Source organism: Streptomyces sp. NPDC026672 (assembly GCF_040638185.1).
In the GTDB taxonomy this organism is placed as follows: Bacteria; Actinomycetota; Actinomycetes; order Streptomycetales; family Streptomycetaceae; genus Streptomyces.
The window spans coordinates 59,718-83,526 of record NZ_JBEZXS010000017.1; the positions used below are offsets into that span (position 1 = coordinate 59,718).

At 70.4% G+C, this 23,809-nt stretch carries 28 protein-coding genes; 12 read left to right on the forward strand and 16 right to left on the reverse strand.

Annotated elements, in window-relative coordinates:
* The first annotated feature begins 96 nt into the window (after positions 1–96).
* From AB0F77_RS20885 to AB0F77_RS20925, 9 genes are all read left to right on the forward strand, one after another.
* Positions 97–339: a helix-turn-helix domain-containing protein gene (locus AB0F77_RS20885; protein ID WP_361950452.1), complete on the forward strand. Its 243-nt coding sequence runs from the start codon at positions 97–99 to the stop codon at positions 337–339.
* A gap of 180 nt (positions 340–519) precedes the next feature.
* Entirely contained in the window at positions 520–951 is a 432-nt protein-coding gene (locus AB0F77_RS20890) for a DUF2742 domain-containing protein (RefSeq protein WP_361950455.1), read from the forward strand.
* Between the two features lie 2 nt (positions 952–953).
* Positions 954–2,201, forward strand: a complete 1,248-nt coding sequence (locus AB0F77_RS20895) for an AAA family ATPase (RefSeq protein WP_361950458.1) — start codon at positions 954–956, stop codon at positions 2,199–2,201.
* A 239-nt stretch (positions 2,202–2,440) separates the two neighbouring features.
* Complete coding sequence (locus AB0F77_RS20900) at positions 2,441–2,680, forward strand: hypothetical protein (RefSeq protein ID WP_361950460.1); 240 nt, start codon at positions 2,441–2,443, stop codon at positions 2,678–2,680.
* A gap of 240 nt (positions 2,681–2,920) precedes the next feature.
* A complete protein-coding gene (locus AB0F77_RS20905; protein WP_361950463.1) occupies positions 2,921–3,670 on the forward strand; it encodes a head maturation protease, ClpP-related in 750 nt (249 codons plus the stop codon).
* A 15-nt stretch (positions 3,671–3,685) separates the two neighbouring features.
* Positions 3,686–3,907 (forward strand): hypothetical protein, encoded by a 222-nt coding sequence (locus AB0F77_RS20910; RefSeq protein ID WP_361950466.1) that lies wholly within the window; start codon positions 3,686–3,688, stop codon positions 3,905–3,907.
* Positions 3,904–4,797, forward strand: a complete 894-nt coding sequence (locus AB0F77_RS20915; RefSeq protein WP_361950469.1) for a hypothetical protein — start codon at positions 3,904–3,906, stop codon at positions 4,795–4,797. The genes AB0F77_RS20910 and AB0F77_RS20915 overlap by 4 nt, the downstream gene beginning before the upstream one ends.
* Before the next feature lie 16 nt (positions 4,798–4,813).
* Entirely contained in the window at positions 4,814–5,134 is a 321-nt protein-coding gene (locus AB0F77_RS20920; protein WP_361950471.1) for a hypothetical protein, read from the forward strand.
* Positions 5,124–8,351: a hypothetical protein gene (locus AB0F77_RS20925; protein WP_361950474.1), complete on the forward strand. Its 3,228-nt coding sequence runs from the start codon at positions 5,124–5,126 to the stop codon at positions 8,349–8,351. The genes AB0F77_RS20920 and AB0F77_RS20925 overlap by 11 nt, the downstream gene beginning before the upstream one ends.
* A 40-nt stretch (positions 8,352–8,391) precedes the next feature.
* On the opposite strand, the gene AB0F77_RS20930 is transcribed toward AB0F77_RS20925, so the two are convergent.
* Positions 8,392–8,625, reverse strand: a complete 234-nt coding sequence (locus AB0F77_RS20930; RefSeq protein ID WP_361950481.1) for a winged helix-turn-helix domain-containing protein — start codon at positions 8,623–8,625, stop codon at positions 8,392–8,394.
* Between the two features lie 150 nt (positions 8,626–8,775).
* On the opposite strand from AB0F77_RS20930, the gene AB0F77_RS20935 reads away from it, so the two are divergent.
* On the forward strand, positions 8,776–8,973 hold the full coding sequence (locus AB0F77_RS20935) for a hypothetical protein (RefSeq protein ID WP_361950484.1): 198 nt from the start codon (positions 8,776–8,778) through the stop codon (positions 8,971–8,973).
* A 297-nt stretch (positions 8,974–9,270) separates the two neighbouring features.
* Here AB0F77_RS20935 and AB0F77_RS20940 read toward each other — a convergent pair whose 3' ends face one another.
* From AB0F77_RS20940 to AB0F77_RS21005, 14 genes are all read right to left on the reverse strand, one after another.
* A complete protein-coding gene (locus tag AB0F77_RS20940; protein WP_361950486.1) occupies positions 9,271–9,630 on the reverse strand; it encodes a hypothetical protein in 360 nt (119 codons plus the stop codon).
* On the reverse strand, positions 9,630–10,136 hold the full coding sequence (locus AB0F77_RS20945; RefSeq protein WP_361950489.1) for a hypothetical protein: 507 nt from the start codon (positions 10,134–10,136) through the stop codon (positions 9,630–9,632). Before AB0F77_RS20945 ends, AB0F77_RS20940 begins: the two co-directional genes overlap by 1 nt.
* Positions 10,137–10,144: 8 nt before the next feature.
* A complete protein-coding gene (locus tag AB0F77_RS20950; protein ID WP_361950492.1) occupies positions 10,145–10,297 on the reverse strand; it encodes a hypothetical protein in 153 nt (50 codons plus the stop codon).
* The gene (locus tag AB0F77_RS20955; RefSeq protein WP_361950495.1) at positions 10,294–10,629 is read right to left on the reverse strand and encodes a helix-turn-helix domain-containing protein; all 336 of its coding nucleotides are present in this window, start codon (positions 10,627–10,629) and stop codon (positions 10,294–10,296) included. Before AB0F77_RS20955 ends, AB0F77_RS20950 begins: the two co-directional genes overlap by 4 nt.
* A 17-nt stretch (positions 10,630–10,646) precedes the next feature.
* A complete protein-coding gene (locus tag AB0F77_RS20960) occupies positions 10,647–11,027 on the reverse strand; it encodes a hypothetical protein (protein ID WP_361950497.1) in 381 nt (126 codons plus the stop codon).
* Positions 11,024–11,254, reverse strand: coding sequence for a hypothetical protein (locus tag AB0F77_RS20965; protein ID WP_361950500.1), 231 nt, complete (start codon positions 11,252–11,254; stop codon positions 11,024–11,026). The genes AB0F77_RS20960 and AB0F77_RS20965 overlap by 4 nt, the downstream gene beginning before the upstream one ends.
* Positions 11,251–11,844, reverse strand: a complete 594-nt coding sequence (locus AB0F77_RS20970; protein ID WP_361950503.1) for a hypothetical protein — start codon at positions 11,842–11,844, stop codon at positions 11,251–11,253. The genes AB0F77_RS20965 and AB0F77_RS20970 overlap by 4 nt, the downstream gene beginning before the upstream one ends.
* Positions 11,844–12,227 (reverse strand): hypothetical protein, encoded by a 384-nt coding sequence (locus AB0F77_RS20975; RefSeq protein WP_361950506.1) that lies wholly within the window; start codon positions 12,225–12,227, stop codon positions 11,844–11,846. Before AB0F77_RS20975 ends, AB0F77_RS20970 begins: the two co-directional genes overlap by 1 nt.
* 1,067 nt (positions 12,228–13,294) lie before the next feature.
* Complete coding sequence (locus AB0F77_RS20980; RefSeq protein ID WP_361950509.1) at positions 13,295–13,513, reverse strand: hypothetical protein; 219 nt, start codon at positions 13,511–13,513, stop codon at positions 13,295–13,297.
* On the reverse strand, positions 13,510–14,100 hold the full coding sequence (locus tag AB0F77_RS20985) for a hypothetical protein (RefSeq protein WP_361950512.1): 591 nt from the start codon (positions 14,098–14,100) through the stop codon (positions 13,510–13,512). The genes AB0F77_RS20980 and AB0F77_RS20985 overlap by 4 nt, the downstream gene beginning before the upstream one ends.
* The gene (locus AB0F77_RS20990; protein ID WP_361950515.1) at positions 14,097–14,609 is read right to left on the reverse strand and encodes a hypothetical protein; all 513 of its coding nucleotides are present in this window, start codon (positions 14,607–14,609) and stop codon (positions 14,097–14,099) included. The genes AB0F77_RS20985 and AB0F77_RS20990 overlap by 4 nt, the downstream gene beginning before the upstream one ends.
* Complete coding sequence (locus AB0F77_RS20995) at positions 14,606–14,959, reverse strand: hypothetical protein (protein WP_361950518.1); 354 nt, start codon at positions 14,957–14,959, stop codon at positions 14,606–14,608. The genes AB0F77_RS20990 and AB0F77_RS20995 overlap by 4 nt, the downstream gene beginning before the upstream one ends.
* 357 nt (positions 14,960–15,316) lie before the next feature.
* Positions 15,317–15,616, reverse strand: coding sequence for a hypothetical protein (locus AB0F77_RS21000; RefSeq protein ID WP_361950521.1), 300 nt, complete (start codon positions 15,614–15,616; stop codon positions 15,317–15,319).
* 296 nt (positions 15,617–15,912) lie between these two features.
* The gene (locus AB0F77_RS21005; RefSeq protein WP_361950524.1) at positions 15,913–16,464 is read right to left on the reverse strand and encodes a Uma2 family endonuclease; all 552 of its coding nucleotides are present in this window, start codon (positions 16,462–16,464) and stop codon (positions 15,913–15,915) included.
* Between the two features lie 564 nt (positions 16,465–17,028).
* On the opposite strand from AB0F77_RS21005, the gene AB0F77_RS21010 reads away from it, so the two are divergent.
* Complete coding sequence (locus tag AB0F77_RS21010) at positions 17,029–17,922, forward strand: glycosyltransferase (RefSeq protein WP_361950527.1); 894 nt, start codon at positions 17,029–17,031, stop codon at positions 17,920–17,922.
* A gap of 393 nt (positions 17,923–18,315) precedes the next feature.
* Positions 18,316–22,104 (forward strand): BTAD domain-containing putative transcriptional regulator, encoded by a 3,789-nt coding sequence (locus tag AB0F77_RS21015; protein ID WP_361950747.1) that lies wholly within the window; start codon positions 18,316–18,318, stop codon positions 22,102–22,104.
* An 11-nt stretch (positions 22,105–22,115) separates the two neighbouring features.
* Here the strand turns inward: AB0F77_RS21015 and AB0F77_RS21020 are convergent, their stop codons facing one another.
* On the reverse strand, positions 22,116–23,798 hold the full coding sequence (locus AB0F77_RS21020) for a bifunctional 3'-5' exonuclease/DNA polymerase (RefSeq protein ID WP_361950530.1): 1,683 nt from the start codon (positions 23,796–23,798) through the stop codon (positions 22,116–22,118).
* Positions 23,799–23,809: the final 11 nt, after the last annotated feature.

Sequence of the window (23,809 nt, forward strand, 5' to 3'; positions counted from 1 at the left end):
GTGGGTGCACATGCTTGCGCGACCTACAGCGACCCTCTAGAGTCGTAATGAGCAAGCGGTGATACGTACTCGCCGCCACCTACTCAGGAGACTTGAATGCCCCGAATCCTGTACCCGACCGATGAGGTCGCGCAGCAGCTCGGCGTAGGGATGACGACCGCGAAGGCGCTGATCAAGAGTGGCGCTTTGCGGAGCGTGAAGATCGGCCGGAGTCGCCGCGTCCCCGCGGACGCCCTGCATGAGTACGTGCAGCGGCTCGACATCGAGCAGAACGGCGACGGCGTCGGGGCTGCAACCCCGACGCCGCCTGCCGAAGCGCCCAACGCCATCCGTCTCTGAACAGCCGAACGGCCGCGCGGGAGTACCAGTCCCTGATGCGCGGCCGTGTGAGGAGCTTCTGTTGACCAGACTGCCATACCTCCGGGCTGCTGCGTCCATCGGATCGCCGCGTCGCGACCCGACGGAGGCTGCGCCCGTGAAGGTGCTGCGCTCCCGTCTCCGCCGCGCGAGGGCAGCGGGATGAACGCCCGCACCGCCCGAGCCCGCCTGGCCGCGACAGCCGGGCGGGTGCGCATGCACAGCATTCCTCCGGACGCCATGACCGGGGACGTCGCCCATCTTCGCGCCTGTGCACAGGCTGAGGCGCTGCGTGTGGACGACTGGCCCGAGTACGGCAGCCTGCCGTGGCTCCGGCTCCCCGCCGACGACCCGCGGGTGTACGTCGCCACATTGGAGGCTGCCGAGTTGCACCGCATGCACGTCGAGCGGATCTACGCCGACGCCCACACGCAGGCGCTCAACGTCCTCCAGACCGCCGCCGAAGTCCGCGCCGCCCGTACCGGCACCTCGCGCACCCGCGAGCCCCACAAGCTCAGGCCCACCCGGGGATGGCCGCCCATCGCGATCCCGGGCAAGCCGGGCGAGTACCTGACCTATCAGGGGAACGAGTGACCATGCACGACGCACCTCCGCCGCCCGCGCACATCCGCGCCCCACTCGCGCAGCACGCGGCGGCGGAGGTTCCTCAACCGCGGCAGGCTCTCCCCCCAAGCGCCTCGCCGTGGCCGCCGGAACCGCCCGAGGACGCACCGCCATCCCGGGAGATCATCCTGCGGCCGGCCTCTACGGTTCGCATCCGGCCTGTGCGGTGGCTGTGGGACACCACTCCGGAGGGTGCCCCGCCCACCTCGCACGGCCGTATCCCGCTGTACTCGCTGGCCATCGCCGCCGGTCCACCCGGCCTGGGCAAGTCGCAGTTCGCCGTGTGGATGGCCGCGCGGATCACAACCGGCACTCTGCCCGGCGAGCTCTACGGCAGGCCCCGAGGCGTGATCTACGCGGCCACCGAGGACTCATGGGAGTTCACCATCGCCCCCCGGCTGGTGGCAGCGGGCGCGAATCTGGAGCTGGTCTTCCGCGTCGACGTGCGTGACGACGGGCAACTGCACGCCCGCCTGACGCTGCCCGTCGACACGTCGCTGATCGGCAAGGTCGCCGAGCAGTACAGCATCGGGCTCCTCATCGCCGACCCACTGCTCTCGCTCATCGACAAGGGCATCAACGACTACCGGGCCGCCGAGGTCCGGGCAGCCCTCGAACCCCTTGTCTCCGCCGCGGACCGACACTGCTTCACCATCCTGGGCCTGGCCCACTTCACCAAGTTCGGCGCGGCCGACCCGCTTTCGCGGGTGTCCGGCTCCGGCGCCTTCGGTCAGCTGATCCGCTCGCTGATCGCGTTCGCCGAGCAGGAGGACGAGAACGGCGACCCGGCATTCGTCATGTCGCTGGTCAAGAACAACCTCGGCCGCAAGTCCCTGCCATCCCACCAGTTCGCCATCCAGCCCGTGACGGTCGAGACCGAAGAGGGCCCGTCGTACGTCTCGCGGTTCGTCCTCGGGCCCGAGACGACGACGTCCGTCACCGAGGTGATGCGGGAGGAGAACCAGCCGGACACGGCCAAGTACGAGACGAACGAAACCGTCGAGTGGCTGCGCGGCTACCTCACCGACCTCGGCGGCTGCGAAGAGGCACGCGAGGTCAAGAAGGCCGGCCACAAAGAGGGCTACAGCGCCTCCGCCATCGACCGCGCCAAGCGCAAGCTCGGCCTCGTCGCCAAGCACTACGGATTCGGGAAGGAACGCCGAGCCCTCTGGTACCTCCCCGAGGCCGTACCCGCCGACGAGGCCGAGGGCGGTGAGTGATGCACACCAGCCCCACCACACATCCTGACGCACATGGTGAGCATGGTGAACATGGCGCTGACCTGGGACGACTCCATGCACACCGCCTGACGAACATGACGAACATGGCGACGAACATGGACCGCCATGTTCGTCATGTTCACCACCCCCCGACGCCATGTTCGTCACCCGTAAATCCGCAGGTCAGACCCATCTTCACCATGTATTTCACCTCTCCCCCTTTACGTAAGGAGACGAGCATGGAGCCCGAACGCACCGACACGATCGTCGGCCGTCCCGAACTCCTCGCAGCTTTTATCGCCAACTACGCCTGCGGCCACTGCAACAGCGCCACCGAGGTACGCCACGACGACCACGGCAACCCGCACCTGATCACGCACCACGACGAAGGCTGCCCCGTCCTCGCTGGCGTACTGCCCTCCGCACCCGACGTCGTACGAGCCATCACTGGACGCGTCCCCGACACATTCCGCCCCTGAACCCCAACGCCACGCCATACCAACCCGGCACGGAGCCACTGGAACCGCGGGCAGACAGCACGAAGCCCCGTCCTCTCACCCATGAGTCGAGGACGGGGCTTTGTGGCAGGCACCCAAACCGCGCTTCCGATTCTACGACGCGACACGCCTGTCTGTGCAGGTCAGCGCGTAGAATGTGCATCGGGTATTCAAGAGCTTGTTGTAGGAATACGACAGCACTCCGACCGCAATGGAGAACCCATGGGTAACTTTCCGCGGCACTGGCGCATCAACGCGCACGCCGCCAACCTCGTCCCACCGCCCGCGAAGAGCAGGGACTGGTACCGGATCAACAACGCTGCCTCATCGACGGCCGAGGTCGTCATCTACGACGAGATCGGGGAGTGGGGGATCACGGCGAAGGACTTCGTCAACGACCTGGGGAAGGTCACTGCGAAGAACATCGACGTGCGTCTCAACTCCGGTGGGGGCAGCGTGTTCGAGGGACTGGCCATCTTCGAGGCGCTGCGCCGGCACCCCGCCAACATCACGACCTACGTGGACGGGATCGCCGCGTCGATCGCCTCGGTGATCGCGATGTCGGGTGACCGCCGCGTGGTCAGCCGTAACGGCTCTCTGATGATCCACGAGGCGAGTGGAGTGTGTGCCGGCCCGTCCGTCGACATGCGGCAGATGGGCGAACTCCTGAACCGGATCTCCGACCAGATCGCGGACGTGTACACACAGCGCACCGGCGAGGGCTCCGTGGCCTCCTGGCGCGGCCTGATGAAGGCAGAGACGTGGTTCACGGGCTCCGAGGCCGTGGACGCGGGCCTGGCCACCGAAGTGGCCGACGATGACGCGGAGGACGCGTGGGCGCCCTTCGCGCACTGGACCAAGCAAGAGCCGGCCGACGCCATCGACTGGCAGCGCACCGTGGCTCACCTGTGGGCCGAAGGCGTGCGCGTCCCGGAGCGCCCCGCACCTCTGTTCCCCAAGACCGCCCGCTGAAGGAGACAACCAGCCATGGGAAAGATCAGCCGCACCGCCGGCGCCACGCACGCCGTACCGCAGCCCCTCGTCGACAACCTGCTCCGCATGCAGGAAGGCGGCGCCACCCTCACCGAGATGCGCGACCAGCTGAACGCGTGGGCCACTCCGCACGCCGATCCCGGGGGCAACTCCCTGCCCGGCTCCTGGACGCTGGAGACGACCAAGGCCATCCTCGACGCTCCGGCCGCGTCGTGATCCGCCCGGAGCAGCTGGAAGAGCTGCGCCAGCAGATCGCCAAGGATGAGCAGTTGGTAGCCGAACTGCGACTGAGGCGGTTCGTCGGTTCCGGCGAGGCGTACTCCAAGGCCAAGGGCCGGATTGCGCTCGCGCAGGACGTCCTTACGGACCTCACCGCGCAGTACGAGGTCGAGCAGAAGGCCATCGCGGACCGGCCCAACGTGGAGAAGGCCGAGGCGAAGTATCTCGACGGCGCGGCGCGCGCCCTGGGGAAGGCAGACGCCCGCCTCAAGACCGCGCTGGAGGCCGCTCAGGCGGCGCTCAGCGAAGTCGTAGACGCCACGAAGGACCGCGGTGCGCTGATCGAGCAGACGGCCAAGGAGATGGCCACGCGCGGTCTCACGCTGCACGCCGAGGACGGCGCGCCCGCGTACGACACGGGAACCAGCAGTCGCTTGGGCGGCGAGGTCGTCCGTATCCGCAGGCAGTGGTGGAAGCCGCTCGCCCCGCTTGACCTGCTCGACTGGCTCCAGCATCGAGTTCAGGCCGCCCGGATGCCCGGCTACTACGCGGCGCCGTTCTGCGGGACCTGCCACCAGGTGGAGGGACGCGACGACTTCGCCGTGTCCGACGTCGCCGCTCCGGCGCACGTGAAGCCTCCGGAGCTGCCCCGAGTCGAGCGCGCATCGATGCCTCAGGCGCTCACGTTCATCCACAGCGTGTCCGAAGCGGAACGGCAGATCGACAAGGAAGAACTGCAGTGGACGACGGTCATGGCCCGTGTCGAGGACGGTGAGGCGGTCTGGGAGCGCATGGCGCCCACGGACCAGATGAAGGAGCGTGCCGCGTACCGGAAGAAGCAACTGCGCGACAGCATCGCTGCCGGACGCATCATCGTCGGGCATTGAGGGCGGGGTGGTCGACGTGAGCACGATCATCGAAGTCAACGGCCTGCCAGGTGTCTGCCTGACGCTGGAGGTCTTCGACATGAGCGACGAGGACGTGGCCGAAGCGCGCCGGCAGGCCGCGGCGTGCAACGTCGACCACCCGCTCGTGCAGCGGATGCTCTGGTCCCTCGTCGACGGGTTCGGCCTGGTCTCGTCCGGGCCGGACTGGGCGCCGGGTGAACTGCTGACGCTGCTTCAGGCGTTGGGTCTGCTGCCCGAGTGGACGACGGCGGTTGATGTCGAGCTGGCGCACATGCTGCGTACCGCGGCAGGCGGGGAGGGCTGCCATGTCGGATGACGTGACGATCACAGTCCGGGTCAACGACAACACGGCACAGGGCTTCCGCGATGTCAACGGGCGGTTGCGGGACATGCGCGGCCGGTTCGCCTCGGCCGCCGGGGACATGCGCCGCCAGTCGGACGGCCTCGCCCGATCGCTCGGTGGGGTCACCAGCAGCGTCGGCAGCCTCACGCCTGCTCTGTACGGGGCAGCCGCGGCGCTGGGCACGTCTTTGCTCCCGGCGATCGGTGCGGCGGCGCCAGCGATAGCGGGGCTCGGGCTCGCGGCAGGAACGTTGAAGCTGGGGTTCGCGGGTGTCTCGGATGCGATGGAGGCTTCCGGGAAGGGGAAGAAGGAGTACGCGGAATCCCTCAAGAAGCTGTCGCCGCAGGCCCGCGACTTCACGAAGGCCCTGGTCGACGTGAAGAGGGAGTTCAACGGGGTCGGCAAGGAGATCCAGAAGCAGATGCTTCCGGGGTTCACCAAGGCGGTGAAGGAGGCCGGCCCGGTCGTCAAGATCCTCGGCAAGTCCATGACGGATATGGGCGGCGCGTTCGGAGACGCGGCCGAGGGCGTCGGACGGATGCTGAAGGACTCCGGATTCAAGCAGGATCTGCAGACGAACCTCAAGCTGGGCACGGGGTTCGTGAAGGACATGACGTCGTCGATGGGCCCGTTCACCAGGAGCTTCCTGGACTTCGGCGCGAAGTCGCGGCCCACCCTCGACGCCCTGGGCAGCCTCGCCGGTGGGCTGCTGGCGAAGGGTCTGCCAGGCATGTTCAAGGGGCTGGAATCGGGTATCGGCGGCGCGGCGCAGGTACTAGACGGCCTGGGCTACGCCCTGAACGACAAGATCCTTCCGAGCATCGGCGAGTTCTCCGGCCAGTTCGCGAAGCTGAGCGGCCCGGTCCTGAAGCAGGGGCTGATGATGCTCGGGGACACGGCCTCCGTGGCGTTCAAGGGCCTGGGCGTCGCCCTCAAGGCCGCGGCGCCGCTGATGAACGACGCGGCCAATGGGCTGCGCGGCATCCGCACCTTCGGCGCGGACGTGGCGCCGACCCTGAAGGACATCGGGTCGGCGCTGGCGTCGGTGTTCGTGCCGGCGGACTACACCAGCATGACGGGCCCGTTGACGTCGATGGCGGATGCGATCGACCGGAACAAGCAGTCCATCCAGGAAGGCGCCCGGGTGTTCGGCGTCGGTGTCCTGACGATCACGCAGGCGGTCCTCGACGGCACCCCGCCGGTGATCAAGGCGTTCCGGCTGATGTCGGTGGGGGTGCTGACGGCGCTGGACGGGATCGTCTCGGGTGCAGCGCATTCGTTCGGCTGGATCCCGGGTATCGGCGATCAGTTGAAGGCGGCGAACAAGGCATTCGACGGGTTCAAGACGGGGTTCCTGGACGGGCTGTCGTCGGCTGAGACGCAGGCAGAGCGTTTCGCCGCGTCGGCTGCCCCGAAGCTGTCTGCGGGCAAGCTGCGGTTGAACATCAACAACTGGCAGTCCCAGATCGACACGGCCAAGGCTCAGCTGAAGACGGTGCCCCCGTCGAAGCAGGCCGCGCTGAGGGCGACAATTGCCGACCTGCAGGCCAAGGTCAACGCGGCCAAGGTGCAGCTGGCCTCGGTCAAGAGCCGGTCGGTATCGCTGTCGCTGCTGGACAAGTCGTCGTCGACGGCCCGAGCGATCCAGCGGGCCATTGCCGCGATCCGTTCCAAGACGGTCACCGTCACTACGGTGCAGCACACCCTCGGGATCGAGGGCATGGCCGGCCGCAACAACAAGAACCTGTCCGGCCTCGCCCGCGGGGGCCGCGTGCGCGGGTATGCGGGCGGCGGGGATGTGCAGGCGTTTCCGGCCGGCGGCTACGTGCAAGGCCCCGGCAGCGGCACCTCGGACAGCATCCTCGCCTACATGGGGTCCGGTGCCCTCGCCGCGGTGTCGAACACCGAGTACGTCGTGAAGGCCGCCGCGGTCCGCAAGTACGGCGTGAAGATGCTCGACGCCATCAACGACGGCCGGCTGCCGCTCACCCGCCTCGCAGGAGGCGGCACCACGAAGGCGGAGGCGCAGGCCCGCAAGGACGCGGCGGGTCAGCTGGGCATCAGCCACTTCGGGTGGATGGCAGGCTGGCGCACCGACGAGTTCTCCAAGGCACTGGGGAAGCCGGAGTCCGTCGACAGCCTGGTCGGCGCGCTGAACCAGTGGCGGGGCATCATCCAAAAGTCCACGCACGGGTCGACGGAGAACCGGCTGCTGAAGCAGCTCGACTCGACGGGCCGCAAGCTGCTGTCCTACGAGAAGCAGCTGACCAGCGTGACGAAGAGCCTGGAGTCCGCGCGGGACAAGCTGAACTCGCTGAAGGACTCGGCATCGCAGCTGTCGTCGTCGGTGCGCGGCGGCATCCTGTCGTCGGCGAACCTCACCAAGACGGCGTCGGGGGACGGTCCGGTCACCGTGGCGTCGCTGATGGCCGCCTCGACGCAGGGCCGGGACAAGGCGAAGTCCTTCGCGGACGCGCTGAAGCGGCTCCAGGCGAAGGGCCTCGACAAGGGCCTCATCGAGGACATCGCGAACGCGGGCGTCGACGGCGGCGGCCTGGAGACGGCGGGCGCACTGCTCGGCGCGTCGTCGTCGGAGATCAAGTCGCTGAACACGCTGCGCTCGCAGACCGCGACCTACGCGAAGCAGGCAGGCAGCACGGCCTCCGACGCCGTGTACGGGGCTGCCATCAAGGACCAGCAGAAGATCGTCGACAAGTACACGAAGGAGCAGTCCAAGCTGACCGGCGCCATGGAGAAGCTGACCAAGGCCATGGAGGCCGCGATCAAGCGGGCGTTCGGCGCGGGCGGCATCGTCGGCGCCGCCGCATCGGGCGGTCTCCGCAGCGGGCTGACGATGGTCGGCGAGCGCGGGTTCGAGCTGCTGGATCTCCCGGCGGGGTCGCGGGTGTGGTCGAACCCGGATTCGCGGCGGAAGGTGGCAGCCGCGCAGGCGCCGTGGGCGTCGATGCTGACGGCCCCGCGCCGGGCGCCCGTGCCTGCATCTGCAGGGGGTTCGGAGCAGAGGGTTGCCGTGGTGCTGGAGGTCCACGCAGGGGACGGGAGTCGCTACACCGAATTCCTCGTTCGCGAGATCCGGCGGGCGGTGACCGCAAGCGGTGGCGACGTCCAATCGGCCCTTGGGCAAGGGAAGTACCGCGATAGCAGAGGTCAGCCGATCCGGCGCGGTTGAGCTAGCTCACGGTGAGGGGTACTCGTACAACGAGTACCCCTCACCGCTGCCCGGCGACGAACGAGCCCAAGCCCGGCTCCGTGTAGATCAGTCCCTCGTCGCGCAGGCCCTGGTGGACCTTCTGCGCGGTCGCCTGCGCGATGCCGAACTCGTCGACCAGCTGCATGACCGAGGGCACGCGCGTGCGAGGCGGGTACGTGCCGTCCGCGATCCGCTTCCGGATCACGTCGGCCACCTGCTTCCACCTGGGCACGTCCGGCTCCCACTCGATCATGACGTCAACGTGACACGGCATGGTGTGCCACGCGAGCTGTGATACGCCTAGCACCCCATAGCATGCTGCCTCTACGCTGCACAGATACAAGCAGGCCCCCGCGCCGTGCGACCGGCCGGGGGCATGGAAGACGCTGTGAGGAGCGCCTACATGAGCCAGCCTACGGACACCCAGCCCACTCCCGACAGCCCCCGCGCGTACGGCTCGTGCTCCTGGTGCGGGAACTTCCGGTCGGGCGTCCGCCTGATCCACGCGATCGAGCAGGGTTCCGGGCCCGGCTGGAACCACTTCGCGTGCGTCGACTGCCGCGTCACGTACGGCCTGACTCCGCTGACCGACCGGCCGTGAAAGCCCCGGAGAAGACCCCGGAGTGCCGCATGGACACCCACCGGCTGTGCCCCGGCCCCAAGGTCGTACGGCGCCCGGGAGCGGCCTCGTGGGAGGCGCCCATCGAGACCCTGCGGTGCGGGTGTACCTGCCACCGCCGACGCGGGCAGTGAACGCGGACGGCCCCCGGCTCTGGAAGCCGGGGGCCGTCCGCGTGAGCGAGTCACTCGAAGTGGCTGATCGGGTAGTAGCCGCCGCAGGAGGCGCAGTAGTAGAGCGGCTGCTGCTCGTAGCCGAGGGCGGCGAGGAAGCGTCGGATCACGGCTCGCTCACCTCCCCGCCGGGGCCCGGGTCGGTGACGTGCTCGATCTCCGGGAAGATCAAGTACCCCTCCCCCGGGGTCCGGCGCACCTCCCGTACACGCGTGTTCTCAACTGCGTAAACGTCCCCGGAAGGGGGTTCGGGGGCCGGTGGGGGAGTGGCGGACGAATCGGACACATGCCGTGCCGAACGCCACAGGGCGACCGCCCCGACCGCCACGACCGTGAGCACCCCGGCGGCCTCGTCGACGGCGAACACGGCTCCGACCCCGGCACCGCCGAGGACGGTCAGCACGACCATCCCGGCCGCCCGCGACGGCTCCGTACCCTCCTCGGCGCGCTGCTCGCGGGCCGCCATCACAGGACCCCGTAGACGGTGGCGCCGAGCCAGTTCGCGGCCGTGGCGAGCGGTACTGCGGCGAACCCGGCCACGCCGGCCGACGTGCCCAGCGTGATCCCGCACCAGGCGCCCCGCTTGATCTCGCTGCCGTGCCGGGACTTCTTGGCCGTCGCGATCACGGCCACGGTGAGGATGAGGACGATGGCGACGCCCGGCCCGGTCAGGGGCAGGAACGTCTCCCGGGCCGCGAGCTGGCCGCTGCGCCCCCCGACGCCCCACACGAGGGCCGCGTCGCCGAGCCAGTTCGAGATGCCCAGGACGGCGCTGGAGGCGGTGCCGATGAGGCCGCCGACGCCGAGGGTGGTGAGGCAGCCGTACGACCAGGAGAGCAGGAACGGCAGGAGTTCGGCGGCCTGCCGGGCGGGGTCCTTCATCAGGGCCTTCCGGCCGGGCCACCAGGTGAACAGGTGGTGGGCGAGGATGCAGAGTCCGACGGTCACGCCGCCGTACGTCACGTAGTTCACGGCGGCGCCTATCGGGTGATGGCCACGGCGAGCGCGGCGAGGGTGACGACGAGGGCGCACGTCCCGGTGATCGGGGGAACGGTGCGGAGGTCGACCAAGGCGAGGCCGAGCAGGGCCGCGAGGGCGGCGCACGCGAACACGACGGCGAGCCACACGGTCATGTCCCCGCCTCGCGTACGGCGTCCGCGGTGGCGCGCACCGCGGCCCGCACGACGGCCCTGTTCTGCTGCTCGGTGTCGGGCCCGTTGCGCACCGACCTGAGCACGGCCAGCGCCTCGCGCAGCGGCGGGTCCAGGGGCAGCACGAGGGCGTCCGGGTTGGCCGCAACGGGTGCCGCAGGCTCCGGTCCGATGGACGGTGCCGGCGGGGCTCCCTCGCGTACGTCCCTGCGGACCGTGTCGACGGAAACCCCCAGCTCCGAGGCAATCTCACCCGGGGGCATGCCGCGGTCGGTGAGGTGCGCGACCACGATCCGACGCGTCGCACGCGACATGGCAGAAGAAGGTGCGGTCACTGCGCACCCCCGGCAAGGAGCAGGGCCAGCGTGCGCGCGTACTCGCGGACGACCTCGGCGTGCCGTTCCAACTCGATCGCCATGCTCTCCAACCCGGCCAGGCGGGTCGGGTAGTAGTCGCCGCCGAAGCCGATGGACACGAACGGGCGGGTCCCGGGCCAGCGGTCGACGTACGGCCGCACCTCCAGGCCGAGCGTCAGCAGCTCGGCGTGCGCGCGGCGGGTGGGCAGGGTCAGGGTCTGGTCGTCGCTGGTGTGGGTGATGTCGATGCGGTAGCCGCCGGACTCGTGGGCGGCGGTGCACCACGGCGGGCAGGTGAAGGTGACGTCGCCGTGGTCGACGGTGGACAGGGTGATGGTGCGGGGTTCGCTGCTCACGGCCGCTCACCAGCCTCGGGGCTGACGGCGCGCACCAGGATTCGCAGGGCCTCGGAGAGAGCCCCGTACGCGGCCGGGTACGAGAAATCCTCGAGGCGGCTGTTGCCGTAGTCGGCGGGCATCTTGTGAGCGACACGGATCGCGACCGTGAGGTTGCTGGGCTCGATGGCCGCGGGCAGGGCGCCCACCGTGGTGGTGGGCGCCTGCTCGGCCGGGCGGCCGCTCATCGGTAGACCTCGACTTGGTCGGCGAGCGTGGTCAGGGCGTCGGCGAACGCGTGCAGCTGCTGCGCCTTCACCCGGGCCTGCTGTGGCGACAGATCCCTCTCGCCCGGGAACCCGATCTTCGGGGTACCGCCGGAGACGTGGACGAACTCGGCCCAGATGACGGGGTCGTCCGGGCAGTCGCCCGAGGGCACGGTGATGGTGGAGCCGCCGTGGTCGAAGTGCCGGCCGTCCGCGCCGACCTGGTCTCCGTCCTCGCCGTCCTTCCGGTCGCACAGACCGGGGTAGACGTGGCAGACGTCGGAGGCGGGGAGCGGATTACTGGTGAGGCGGGCGGCGGCGTCGGCGGCGATCTGCGCAGCCGTCTCCGGGCTGTACTGCTCGGGGGCGACCTTGCGCAGCGCTGTGTCGACCGCGGCCGGGAGAGCGGCGACGAGGGCGCTCATGCCGGCCTCGCGGTGCTCACTGTGCTCGCGCGCTTCGTCGTCGGTGAGGAGCGGGTGCGGGCGGCCGGTCGGGGCAGTGGTCTCACGCATGCGGTCGGCAGGGATGCCGGTGGCCATGAGGCCAGCGCGGTTGCGGGTGCCGTTCATCAGGCAGCCACCCCCGCCAGCAGCTCGAAGCGGGCGGCGAAGTGGGTGTCGCGCGGCCGGTAGGTGGCGAGGCGGGTGGTGAACGTGCGGGCGGCGAACAGCTTGACCGCGACGGTCTTCCGGACGCGGCCCTTCAGCTTGATCGTGGTCTCGCGGGTGTCGTCGGCGACGAGGCCCCGGCTGAAGGCGCCGGCGAACCGCTTCGCGGTGGAGTCGTCGAGGCCGGCGGCGACGAGGCGGGTGCGGGCGGGCTGGGGGTTGCCGGTGGCGACGGCCCGGACCGCGCGGCGGGCGGCGCGGGTTTCAGTCGTACGGCGTCGGAGGGTGGCGCGAAGGGCACGGCGCGTCGCGCGGTGCTCGCGGCGGGTGAGAGAGTTCGTCACAGCGGGTCTCCTGTTGGCTCAGGTGATTCCGTCAGGCCCTCGTCTGGTGTTGGCTCACCGGGCGAGGGCCGCTTGCGTAAGCGGTGTCGCTTACTTGAATCGTAGGGGGTCGCGGTCGGTCGCGCAAGTATGTGGCGCCACTTGCTCGTGACGATTCCATGAGGGCGCCGACCCCGGGGCGTCGCGAAGCGCGCTCAAGATTGCGGGAGTTGCAGTCCTAGTTGCGGTTCGCCCACGGTCGGGGGCGGTCGGGGAGGCGGAAAAGAGACCCTGACCAGGCATTACGACCGGACACGACTCGCGCCGACCATTCGTCAGGGAAACTCGTAATGCGTAGGTCTCGGGTTCGAATCCCGAAGGCGGCTCTATGGTGAACCCCAGGTCAGGCTTTTGACCTGGGGTTCTTTCGTTTCGTTGACCTTGGAATGTGTCTTCAGCGGGCTTCTTGGGCTGTGCATGAAATGTGTAGGTCAAAGGTTTCACGCTCCGGGATCATGAATGCGTTGTTGACGTCGGATGACGCCGTTGACCTGCTGTTTCCAGCGACCGAACAAGTGAACCTGAAACCACATCAACCCGCACTGACCAGCTAGTCACTAACTCCCGCACGGCGGGGGAACCTCACTACGACCGCTTCGCCGCCGCGGGTCCCAAAGCAGACCAGGCCGTGCTGGACATCACTGCCCACGCAGCTTGCCGGGCCGCAGCGCTTCAGCACGGCTTCTTCGTCCTGGTCCATAGGAACAACCCGGGCATCCGGTACGAACCCGTCGGAGCCATGCCCGCCATGTGGAACAGCGAAGAATGGGCGGACGACAACCGCGGCTGAGCGAGTGGCATCAGAGGGAGACGATCAGCGCCAACACTGCAGTCAGGTAGCGGCCGTGGCTCGCCAGGCGGTGGTGACGCATCCTTCCTCCCAGTGCCACCATCCCTCGGCCTCGCCGTGCTCCAAGAGGTGGGTACTGGCCTGCACAAGGTCTGACTCCTTGTTGATGAATGGTCGAGTCCCAGGCCCTGGGCCAGCGGTGGACTCGCTGAGCCCGGGGCCATCTACGGGGTGCCGCTCAGGCAGACTTGGCAGTCATGCCGCGTTCTCGGGCGAGGAACTCGACGATCTCGCGGAGACGGAACTTCGGGTCGGGAGCCTCGGCGATCATTTCGGTGAGCAGGTTGTTGAAGTCGTCCAGTGCAGGGCTGCCGAGCCCAGCCGCGTTCATCGCGGCGTGCCCTTCCTGGAGTTGTCCGATGATGCGGGCGGCGTCAGCGTTGACGGCGGTCGTCATGCAGACACCTCCGCCCGCTCGGACCCGGTCTCGCAGAGGACACGGGTGAGCGTGTCCCACACCTGGTTGGGGTCCCCAGTCTCCAGGATCATCCCGGCTGCCACGTCGAGGGCCTTGTCGATACGCCCGCCGTTGTTCTCCTTCTCTACGTCGATGGCGCGCAGAGCGCGGACAACATGGGGGCGGGCCGCCGCATGCGCGGCGGGAAGCCGGTCGGTGGCGTCCGCCAGGTCCCAGCCAGCCGGGACCTGGTACGCGGCCGGGCTGTCGTCGTAGGTGACGACCCTGGGAGTGCCTTTGCCGCTGCCCAGGTGGACGTCCAGGCGGAGCCGGGACGCTTCCCGGAACAGGGCGGTGATGCCCGGGCCCATGCCGTCGAGGATCACCTCGCGGACGGCGTACCCGTGCTGGCGCAGCGAGATGCGGGCGAGCCAGACGGCGGTGCCGGGGTTGGCGAGGTGCCTGTCGTAGACGAGGGTGGCGGTGCCGTCGGCGGGGCTGAGGTCGCGGATGTCGGCGGCCTTGCCGGGGGAGGTGGTTCCGCGTCGGACCGTGAGGGCGAGGTCGAGGGGGATCGTGGCGGTCACAGCGTCACCTCGGTCTGCTTGGCGGGGATACGGGTCGTGACGAACGGCGCTGGCATGCCAGGCACCGGTACCTCGAGTGCCTGGGCGAGCAGGTACCGGGCGACGGTGTCGTGCTCCAGTTCGCTGCGCCCGGTCGGCATGGTGAGCCGCAGCTCACCCGTCTTGCGCTGGACGATGACGGCGCCGAAGAACGCCTGGTCGGTGATCGGGGAGTCGGTGAGGGTGACGCCCAACTCGTTGATGAGCACGGGCAGGGGGGTGTCCATCAGGTGGTCGACGGACGGCTTCGTGGCGGAGACGGTCACAGCGTCACCTCCGTGGCCTTGTCGGTGTACAACTGGCGGAGGCGGAGGAAAGATGTCGTCCGCGAGTTCCTTGGCCTTCATGGGGGTGTGCACGTCCGGGAGGGCCTTCCGCATCGCCTCGTCGACCGCCCCGGGGAGGACGGCGGCGAGCCGGTCGAGGGGCGCGGTGGGGGCGGTGGCCTCGTCGAAGTCGGAGAAGGTCATACCGGCATCACGCCCTGGCGGGCGAGGAGGGCGCGTGCGGCCCACAGACGGGTGGAGGGAGCCTGTCCGGCTGGGACAACGAGGAGACGGGTGCGGTCCTTGTGCTGCAGGTAGTGCCCGTACAGGCCGTCGAATGGACCTTCCAACTCCACGACCTGGATGCCATGCGCAGCGGTGAGCACCTCGAACACGGTCGTGGGGTCGTTGATGGCAACCATGGTGCGGGCGGAGTCCTGCTCGACACGGGCCTGCATTTCTGCGTCGAACATGAGGGCTTCGGGCTGTGGAGGCAGAGAAGCTAGATGCTTGGTGATGTCGACGGGAGGAACGCTTGTTGCTGGTTGCGCCATGGTCTTGCTCCTTCAATACAGGAGTTGGGTCCAGACCTCGGGACCGTTGACTTAACCACCGGCCGAGGGCGTTCTGCTTTCGGTGGTAGTCGCCCTGGCGAGGGCGGAACAGGCGTCCTTCTCCGTTCGGGGGACGCTGCCCCCGAGAACGATTACCGCCCTGCTATGACGTGCGTAGAATGCGCCTTTTTTGAGGATCTTGGGTGACTGCTAGGCCGCGACGAGGACCGCGGTATCGACGTCGACCGGTGTGGCCTCGGCGAGCTCGACCTTGAGGTTCGGGGCGCAGTCCTTCATCGAGACGGGGCCGAGGCTGTGGGCCTTGAATATGCGGGTGATCTCGGCGAGGTCCGGGGCCTACCGCGAGGACGGGGTGCGGAAGACGCGCCATGTGCCACAGGTGCCGGCAGGCAGCTTGTCGAGGACCTTCTTCGCGGCGCGCTCGCCACGATCAGTGCGGCGGGCTTGGTCGGCGGCGCGCTCGTACTCGCGGGCGGCGGCCTCGCTCTGCTCGACCCCGGGGATCTCGTCGAACTCGTCCAGACCGGCCGGGTTCGACACCTCGACGATCGCGGTTTCGGTTTGGTCGGCAATGAGGGCGGCGGGGGCAACGACGCAGCGGTCCACATCGGTGATGGTGCCGCGCTTGCCCCGCACGGGATGAACGGTGCGGGGGATGTGAGAAGAGCGTCTTCGCATCGCAAGGTCGGTGCGCTGGACGCCCTTCTGCCGCCGGGTCCAGAACTGGAGTCCCACCCGACGGGGCCCGGCCCAGCCGGCCGCCGGGCCTTCCTGGGGCCAGAATGGGGGCGGAGGGACAGGGAAACCCCGGGAGTGATCACCAAACCCCGGGCACCCCAATGCGTGGAGTTCTTCAGTCGCGGTTTCGATGATCGTGCCCTCGCCGACCGGCTGCGGGACCTCTTCCTGCTTCGGGGCGCGTTTTCTCAGACTCAGTGAGTGTCGGGCTCCGGGTCTGGCAGGGGGAGTTCGTCGAGGTCGAGGGTGAAGGTGCGGCCGTCGGCCAGGGGGATGGGGAGTTTGCCCGTGCCGTACGCGCGCTTGAGCGCGGTGCTGTAGCCGTTCGCGGTGGGCTGGGTGTGCAGGACGACTTCCCCGGCGTAGGGGTCCACGACCAGGTAGACCGGGATGCCGTAGCGCCCGTACTTGGCGGTGCAGTCGTCGTAGTCCTTGCGGGCGGAGGAGGTCGAGACGACCTCGGAGATCAGCAGGACGTCCTCGAAGCTGTAGCGCTTGCCTTCCCTGCGGGCGTCCTCGCGCAGGATGGCGAGGTCGGGGGCCGAGTTCTCGTCGGCCGGGAAGTCGATATAGACGTCGGAGGTGACCTTCGCGTGACGGCCGAGGGCGAGAGAGTCGATCTGCATCGACCTGATCGTGCTGGAGTGCTCTTCGCTCTGCGGGGTCATGATGATCTTTCCGTCGGTGCCGAAGAACACCACGTATCCCGTGGGGAACTCGGTCTGCGTGATCACGTCGACACTCATGGACGGTGCTCCTTCCCGTGTGCCGTCATGATACGGCGGGCAGTGCCGTCTCATTGGATGGATGCCTGGGGTGCGCGCTGTGCGAATACACCGCAGGGGCGGCAGAACCGTTTTGCACGAGCGGGCGCTGAGACGCGGCAGCGCGAGGAAGGTCCCTGCTTGTCGGTATCCGACAGGTCATGTGTGGTGACTGCCGGGAGTTACGACTGCCTTCCGATGTGGCCATGGGGTGGCCGGACGCCTGTGGACGGTGCAGCACGAGGTACCGGCGCCGAGCACAGCGCACGTGCTCTGATCAGGCAGGACGGCATCCGGCGGTACCCATCGTCACGAGTTGGCATGATCGCTTGCGCCCTCGTAATGCGTAGGTCTCGGGTTCGAATCCCGAAGGCGGCTCATTTGATGCCCAGGTCAGACTAGGTCTGACCTGGGCATTTGTGTTTGGGTGGGGTGTTCGGGAGGGCGGGGGTGGTTTGTTGGGGGACTTGAGGCAACATTCTGGTGAACGGTGGGCGTCGCGCGGTCGGTGCGGGGGCGTAACCGTCGGCCGGATGGGGTGAGGACGTGGTGCAGCCGAGGATCGCCGTCGCCGTGGTGACCATGGGCAATCGGCCCGTCGAGGTCGACGCCCTGCTCGAATCCGTGGCCAAGCAGGATCTCGCCCCGGCCCGCATCGTGATCGTCGGCAACGGCTGCCGGCTGCCCGAGTTCGCCCGTCGGCTGTCCCTGCCCGGGGAGGTCACCACCGTCGACGTCGAGGAGAACCTCGGCTGTCCCGGCGGCCGCAACGTCGCCCTCGCCCGGCTGCGGGAGTTCGGCGACGTGGACGTCGTCGTCGACCTGGACGACGACGGGCTGCTCGTCGACCCGGACGTGCTGCGCCGGGTGCGCGACCTGTACGCCGCCGACCCGCGCCTCGGCATCGTCGGCTTCCGCATCGCCGACGAGAACGGCGAGACCCAGCAGCGGCACGTGCCCCGCGTCGGCAACTCCGATCCGCTGCGCGGCGGTTACGTCACCGGCTTCCTCGGCGGCGGGCACGCCCTCAGCATGGCGATGCTCGCGCAGACCGGGGACTGGCCCGCCGAGTTCTTCTTCGCGCACGAGGAGACGGACCTGGCCTGGCGGGCCGCCGACGCCGGCTGGCACATCCGCTACGCGCCCGAACTCCTCCTCCAACACCCGAAGACCTCACCCGCCCGGCACGCGATCTACTACCGCGTCACCGCCCGCAACCGGGTCTGGCTGGTCCGGCGCCGCCTTCCGCTCGCGCTGATCCCGGTCCACCTCGGGGTGTGGACGCTCCTCACCCTCCTGCGCACCCGTTCCCTGGGCGGGCTGCGTGCCTGGTTCGGCGGGTTCGTGGAGGGAGTGCGGCAGTCGCCGGGGGAGCGTCGGCCCATGCGGTGGCGGACGGTCTGGCGACTCACCCGACTCGGTCGGCCGCCTGTCGTCTGAACAATCCGGGGGACCTGAAGAGAGGGACCGAAGGGGTGCGCAGCGGCTGTGGGTCCGGAGGGACGAGGGCCCCGGTCGTTCACCTCCGACGACCAGGGCCCTCACATGTCCCCGGATCCGGCCTGCGGCGACACTCCCCCGAGCTGCGCGCTCTGCACGCGCGCCGTCGGGCCAGATCCGATGTATTGATCACATCAGGACCCGCCAACGGATCGCTAACATGTGGCCGACGGTTGTCCTCGCGGTCGCGCGCCCTTGTGGTCGCGGACCGGTTCGCGACGAGGCGGGGCGCCGTCGTGGACAAGGCGGTGATCCGCCGTGGACGGTGGGCGAAGCGCGCCCGCCATCGAGCCGGGCCGGCAGCGGTCGGGCGGGAAGACAGCGGGTTGTGTGATGCGGTGGAGCGGTCTGCGGTTCGGACTGCTGGGGCCGCCTGTGCTGTTCGACCGGCTTCCACAGGGGACAGTGCCGTACGACACTCCCGCCGACGAGCGGGCCGTCTACGACGCCGACGCGCGTACCCGCGACACCGGGGACCGGCGCGGCTCCGGGCCCGCCCCCCGCACCATCGGCAGCCCCAAGGTGCGCGCCCTGTTCGCGGCACTGCTGCTGGAAGCCGGGCGGGTCGTCTCGGTCGACGCGCTCAAGGACGCACTGTGGCGCGGGGCACCGCCCGCCTCCGCGCACGCCTCGCTGCACAACCACGTCACGCGGCTGCGCCGGCTCCTCGACGATCCCGAGCGGCTCAGGGCCGTCCCGCCGGGGTACGTGCTGCGGGTCGACGAGGGCGAGCTGGACGTTCACGTGTTCGACACCCGGGTCACCGAGGCGCGGGCCGCGCACGGGCGCCGGGACTGGGCGGGTGTGCTGCGGGCCTGCGCGGCGGCGCTCGCGCTGTGGCGGGGCAGGCCGCTGAGCGGGCTGCCCACCGACCTGGGCGGTTACGCCTTCGCGCAGCGTCTGGAGGAGGCACGGCTGCTGCTGCTCGAGTGGCGGTACGACGCCGAGCTGGCCGTCGGCGGCACCCGGCTCGCCGGGCTGGTGCCGGAACTGGCGGCGCTGGTCGCCGAGCATCCGCTGCGGGAGGCGTACCACCGTCAGCTGATGCTTGCCCTGCACCACACCGGCCGCCAGGCCGAGGCCCTCGCCGTCCACCGCGATCTGCGCTCCCGGCTGGTCGAGGAACTGGGCATCGAGCCGGGCCCCGCGGTACGGGAGGCCCACGTCGAGGTACTGCGCGGACACTCGCCTCCGGCGGATACGCGGAACGGTACGGATGCGTGGAGCGGTGCGGCCGGCCGAAGCGGTGCGGACGTCCAGAGCGGTGGGGACGTCCAGAGCGGTTGGGGCGCCCGCGGTAGGGCCGATACCCGGAGCGGTACGGATGCGTGGAGCGGCGCAGACACCCGGGGCGGTGCGGATACCGGCCGCAGTGCGGGGGACCAAGCCGTGGTCGATGCCCCGAGCGCGGTGGACGGCCGGCCCCCTGCGGACGTCCACGCCCCGCCGCACGGCCCCCCGGCACCCGTGGAATCCCTCCCGCACCCGCCCGACGGCGCGTCCGAGCCGTCGCGGACGCCCACCGGGGACGCCCCCAGCGGGGACGCCCCCACCGGGAGCACCCCCACCGGGGACCGTCCGCCCCCGCGTCCGGTCCCCGCCCAACTCCCCCCACCACCCGCGCACTTCACCGGCCGTACCTCGGAGAGGCAGGCCCTCGCGCACGTTCTCCGCCGTTCCGGCGGGCCCACCGTCGCCCTCGTCACCGGCATGGCCGGCGTGGGCAAGAGCGCCCTCGCCCTGGAGGTCGCGCATGAGCTGCGGGAACGTTTCCCCGACGGTCAGCTCTACGTCAATCTGCACGGCGCGACCCCCGGCATGACACCCCTCGCCCCCGCTCAGGCCCTCGCCGCGCTGCTGCGTGACCTCGGCACCGAGCCCCGTGCCGTTCCCGAACGCCCCGACGCCGCGGCCGCGTTGCTCCGCTCCCTGCTCGCGCCGACCCGCACGCTGATGGTGCTGGACGACGCGGAGAGCGCCGCACAGGTACGGCCGCTGCTGCCGGGCGGCGACGGGTGCGCGGTGATCGTCACCAGCCGCTCCCCGCTGACCGCCCTCGACGGCGCCCGCCGCTTTCCGCTCACCCCGCTGAGCTGCGAGGACAGTGCGGCGTTGCTGCGTGCGGTCAGTGGGCGGGCCGGAGTCGACGCCGCCCACCCGCTCGTGGAACTCACCGGGCGGCTCCCGCTCGCCCTGCGGGTGGTCGCCGCCCGGCTCGCCGCGCGGCAGGCGCTCACCCCGGACATGCTGGCGGGGCAACTGGCCGACACCGGGAGCAGGTTGACGCACCTGGAGTACGACGACCTGAGCGTCCGGCGCTCGCTGGCCGTCGCCCATGACGCACTGGCCGCCGCCGAGCGGGAGGCCGACCGGGACGCGGCGCTCGCCCTGCGCGGGATCGGCGCGCTGGACCTGCCGACGTACGGTGCGTCGCTGATGGCCCGGCTCACCGGCGTCGGGGTGCGCCGCGCCGAGGCCGCGCTGGACCGCCTGGTCGACGTGGCCCTCCTGGAGGAGACGGCCTACGGCCGCTACACCCCGCACGACCTGGTCCGCGACTACGCCCACGAACTCGCGACGGCCCCCTCCGGGGGTTCCGCCGAGAAACCTGGCGAGTCGGCGACTGGCCCCACCGATCCCGCGCCCGGCCCAGCTGATCCCGCTGATCCCGCGCCCGGCCCGCCCGGCCCGCCCGGCCCTGCCGGGGGCGAGGCCGGTTCTGTTGATGGGGTGGCCGTCTCCGCCCATGGGCGCGCGGTCTCCTCCGGGGGCGCCGGGGCCCGTGGCGTCGGCTCGCTCGCCCCCGATCCCGATGAGGAAGTCGTTGATCCCGCGTGTGGCTCCACCGGGGGCGACGTCGATTCCTTCGACGGGTCGGCCGCTTCTGCTCCCGGGCGCCCGGTCTCATCCGCGGGAGCAGGGGGCCGCGGCGAGGACACCTCTGCCCCGACCGACCCCGTCGCCGTCGCCGATCTCGTCGCCCTGCGGTGGTACGCCGCCGTTGCCGAACGGGTGCTCGTCGCCATTGTCGAGCCGGGGCTCGATCGGGACGATCGTCGGCGGGGGACCGCCGCACAGCCGGCGGAGCACGCGGCCCGGGTCGCCGAAGTGGCGCCCTTCCGGTGCGCCGAGCAGGCGTTCGGGTGGGGAGACGCCGAGCTGGAGAACGTCGTCGCCCTGGTCGGGCGCAACGTCGACGCGCCCGACGACCACCGGGTGGCCCACGTCTCCACCCTCGTCCGGCTGCTGTTCCCGTACGTGCAGCGCAGCGGCCGCGTGGCCGAGATGGAGTCGCTCGTCCGGGCCGGCCTCGCCGCGGCGCGGCGGCTCGGGGACGCGGCGGCGGAGGCGTACGCGCTGGTCGACCTCGCCCGGGTGCACTTCCTGAACGGCCGCCAGGGCGAGGCGCTCGCCCTCAACGGGGAGGCCCTGGAGATCTGGCGGCGGCTGGGAGTCCTGTCCTGGATCCGGCGCTGTCTCAACAACCGGGGACTGCTGCTCGAAGGGCTCGGCCGGTACCCGGAGTCGGAGGCCGCGCTGCGCCAGAGCCTGGAGTACTCACGGGAGTTGAACGACCCCTACGGCGAGGCCGTCACCCACAGCCACCTGGGCAACCTGTACGAGCACACCGACGCCCGGACCGCGATCGAGCACCACCGGCGCTCCCTCGCCATCGGGGACGAGATCGGCGCCGTCATCGTGCGCTACTCGGCGCACTGCAACATCGGCTACGCCCATCTCACCCTCGACGAACCGGCCGCCGCCGCACGGCACTTCGAGGAGAGCATGCGCATCCTCGGCGGGCACGGCGACTGGCACGGCGAGTCCCAGACCCGCCTCGGCCTGGTCCGCGCGCTGCACCGGCTCGGCGGTGTCGAGCGCGCGGCCCGGGAGTGCGCGGAGCTGATCGGCCGCGCCGACGCCCGCGCCGACCGCTACATAGGCGGTCTCGCCCGCCACCAGCACGGTCTGCTGCTGCGCGAACGGGGACACGAGACGGAGGCGTACGAAGCCTGGCGCGAGGCCCGCGCCCAACTGGTGGACACGGACGAGACGGCCGTCCTCGCGGAACTGGCCCGGCTCATCGAGGCCGTCCGTCCCCGGCGCGGCCACGCGGACTGACCGCCGCCCGCTCATTTCGCGTCCGCATAACACTCCACCACCGCCGTCGTGAACGGGAAACGCACCGGGGTGTCGCCGAAGGTGAGGCGGCCGGCGGTCTCGGCCGCCTCCCTGATCGCCGTCACGACGGTGTCTGCCTCCTCCTTCGGACAGTGGACGATCACCTCGTCGTGCTGGAAGAACACCAGCTCGGCGGAGAGGTCCGCGCAGGTCCGCCGCAGCGCCGCGAGCATCAGCAGGGCCCAGTCGGCGGCGCTGCCCTGGACGATGAAGTTACGGGCGAAGCGGCCACGGGCCCGGGCGTTGGTGGACGCGTACCCCGGCACCCAGCCGTCGGCGGGCGCCTCCCCCTCGTCGTCCTGCGGGATGCCCGCCTCCTCGGCGTCCCCCGCCCCGGCCGCGGGCGGGCACGTCCGCCCCAGCCAGGTCCGCACCAGCCGGCCCTCCTCACCGGCCCGCGCCGCCTCGTCGACGTACGCCACCGCCCGGGGGAAGCGGCGTCTGAGCGCGGCGAGGTTCTTCAGACCGTCGCCCGAGGTCTGCCCGTAGACCGCGCCGAGCACCGCGAGCTTGGCCTGCGCCCGGTCACCGGCGAAGGCGCGGTCGGACACGGACTGGTACAGATCGGCCTCGCGCCCGGCCACCTCCATCAGACCGGGGTCGCGGGAGATCGCCGCCAGGACGCGCGGCTCCATCTGGTCGGCGTCGGCCACCACCAGCCGCCAGCCCGGGTCGGCGACCACGGCCCGCCGGATCACCTTGGGTATCTGCAACGCGCCCCCGCCGTTGGTCACCCAGCGCCCGGTGACCGTGCCGCCCGCGAGGAACTCGGGCCGGAAGCGGCCCTCCCGCACCCAGTCCTGGAGCCAGGTCCAGCCGTGCGCCACCCAGATCCGGTACAGCCTCTTGTACTCCAGCAGCGGTCGCACCGCGGGGTGGTCGACGGACTCGATCTCCCAGCGGCGGGTGGATCTCACCTTGATCCCGGCCTGCGCGAACGCCTTGATCACGTCGGCGGGCAGATCGGGCCGCACCCGACGTCCGAACGCGGCCGACACCTCGTCGGCCAGTTCGGCGAGGCGGCGCGGCTCGCCCCCGCCGGTGTACCGCTCGCCGAGGAGTTCGCGCAGGACCTCGCGGTGGGTGTCCGCGCTCCAGGGCAGGCCGGTGCGGTTCATCTCGGCGGCGATCAGCATGCCCGCCGACTCGGCGGCCGTCAGCAGTCGCATCCGGTCGGGACGAGCGGTCCGCTCGTGCCGCCGCAACTGCTCGGCGTAGACGTCCAGGAGGTCGGTGAGCGGCAGCCGACCGGTCTGCGGCTCGAACAGCGGTGACTGCGCGCCGGGTTCGGCGGCGCGCAGGGGTGGATCGGGCGGTACGGGACCTCCGCGCAGCCGGGCCAGGGCGGCGGCGGCCGAACGCGGCTCGCCGTACCGCCCCTCGTGGCCCAGCAGGAGGGTTTCGGCGTCCTCGACGTCGTAGCACCGCTCCACTCGCACCCCCGTGGCGAGCAGACGCGGGTAGACCTCGGGGGTGGACCGCCACACCCAGCGCGTCACCTCAGGACGGTCCCGCACCGCCCCGGCGAGATCGGGCTCCCGCCGGACCGGACCGACGGGCAGCCCGTCCGGGCCGAGGGGGGCGACGTCCACGCCACCGTCCTCGGCCGGAGCGAGCGCCCAGCGGTCGGTCATGCCACGAGTCT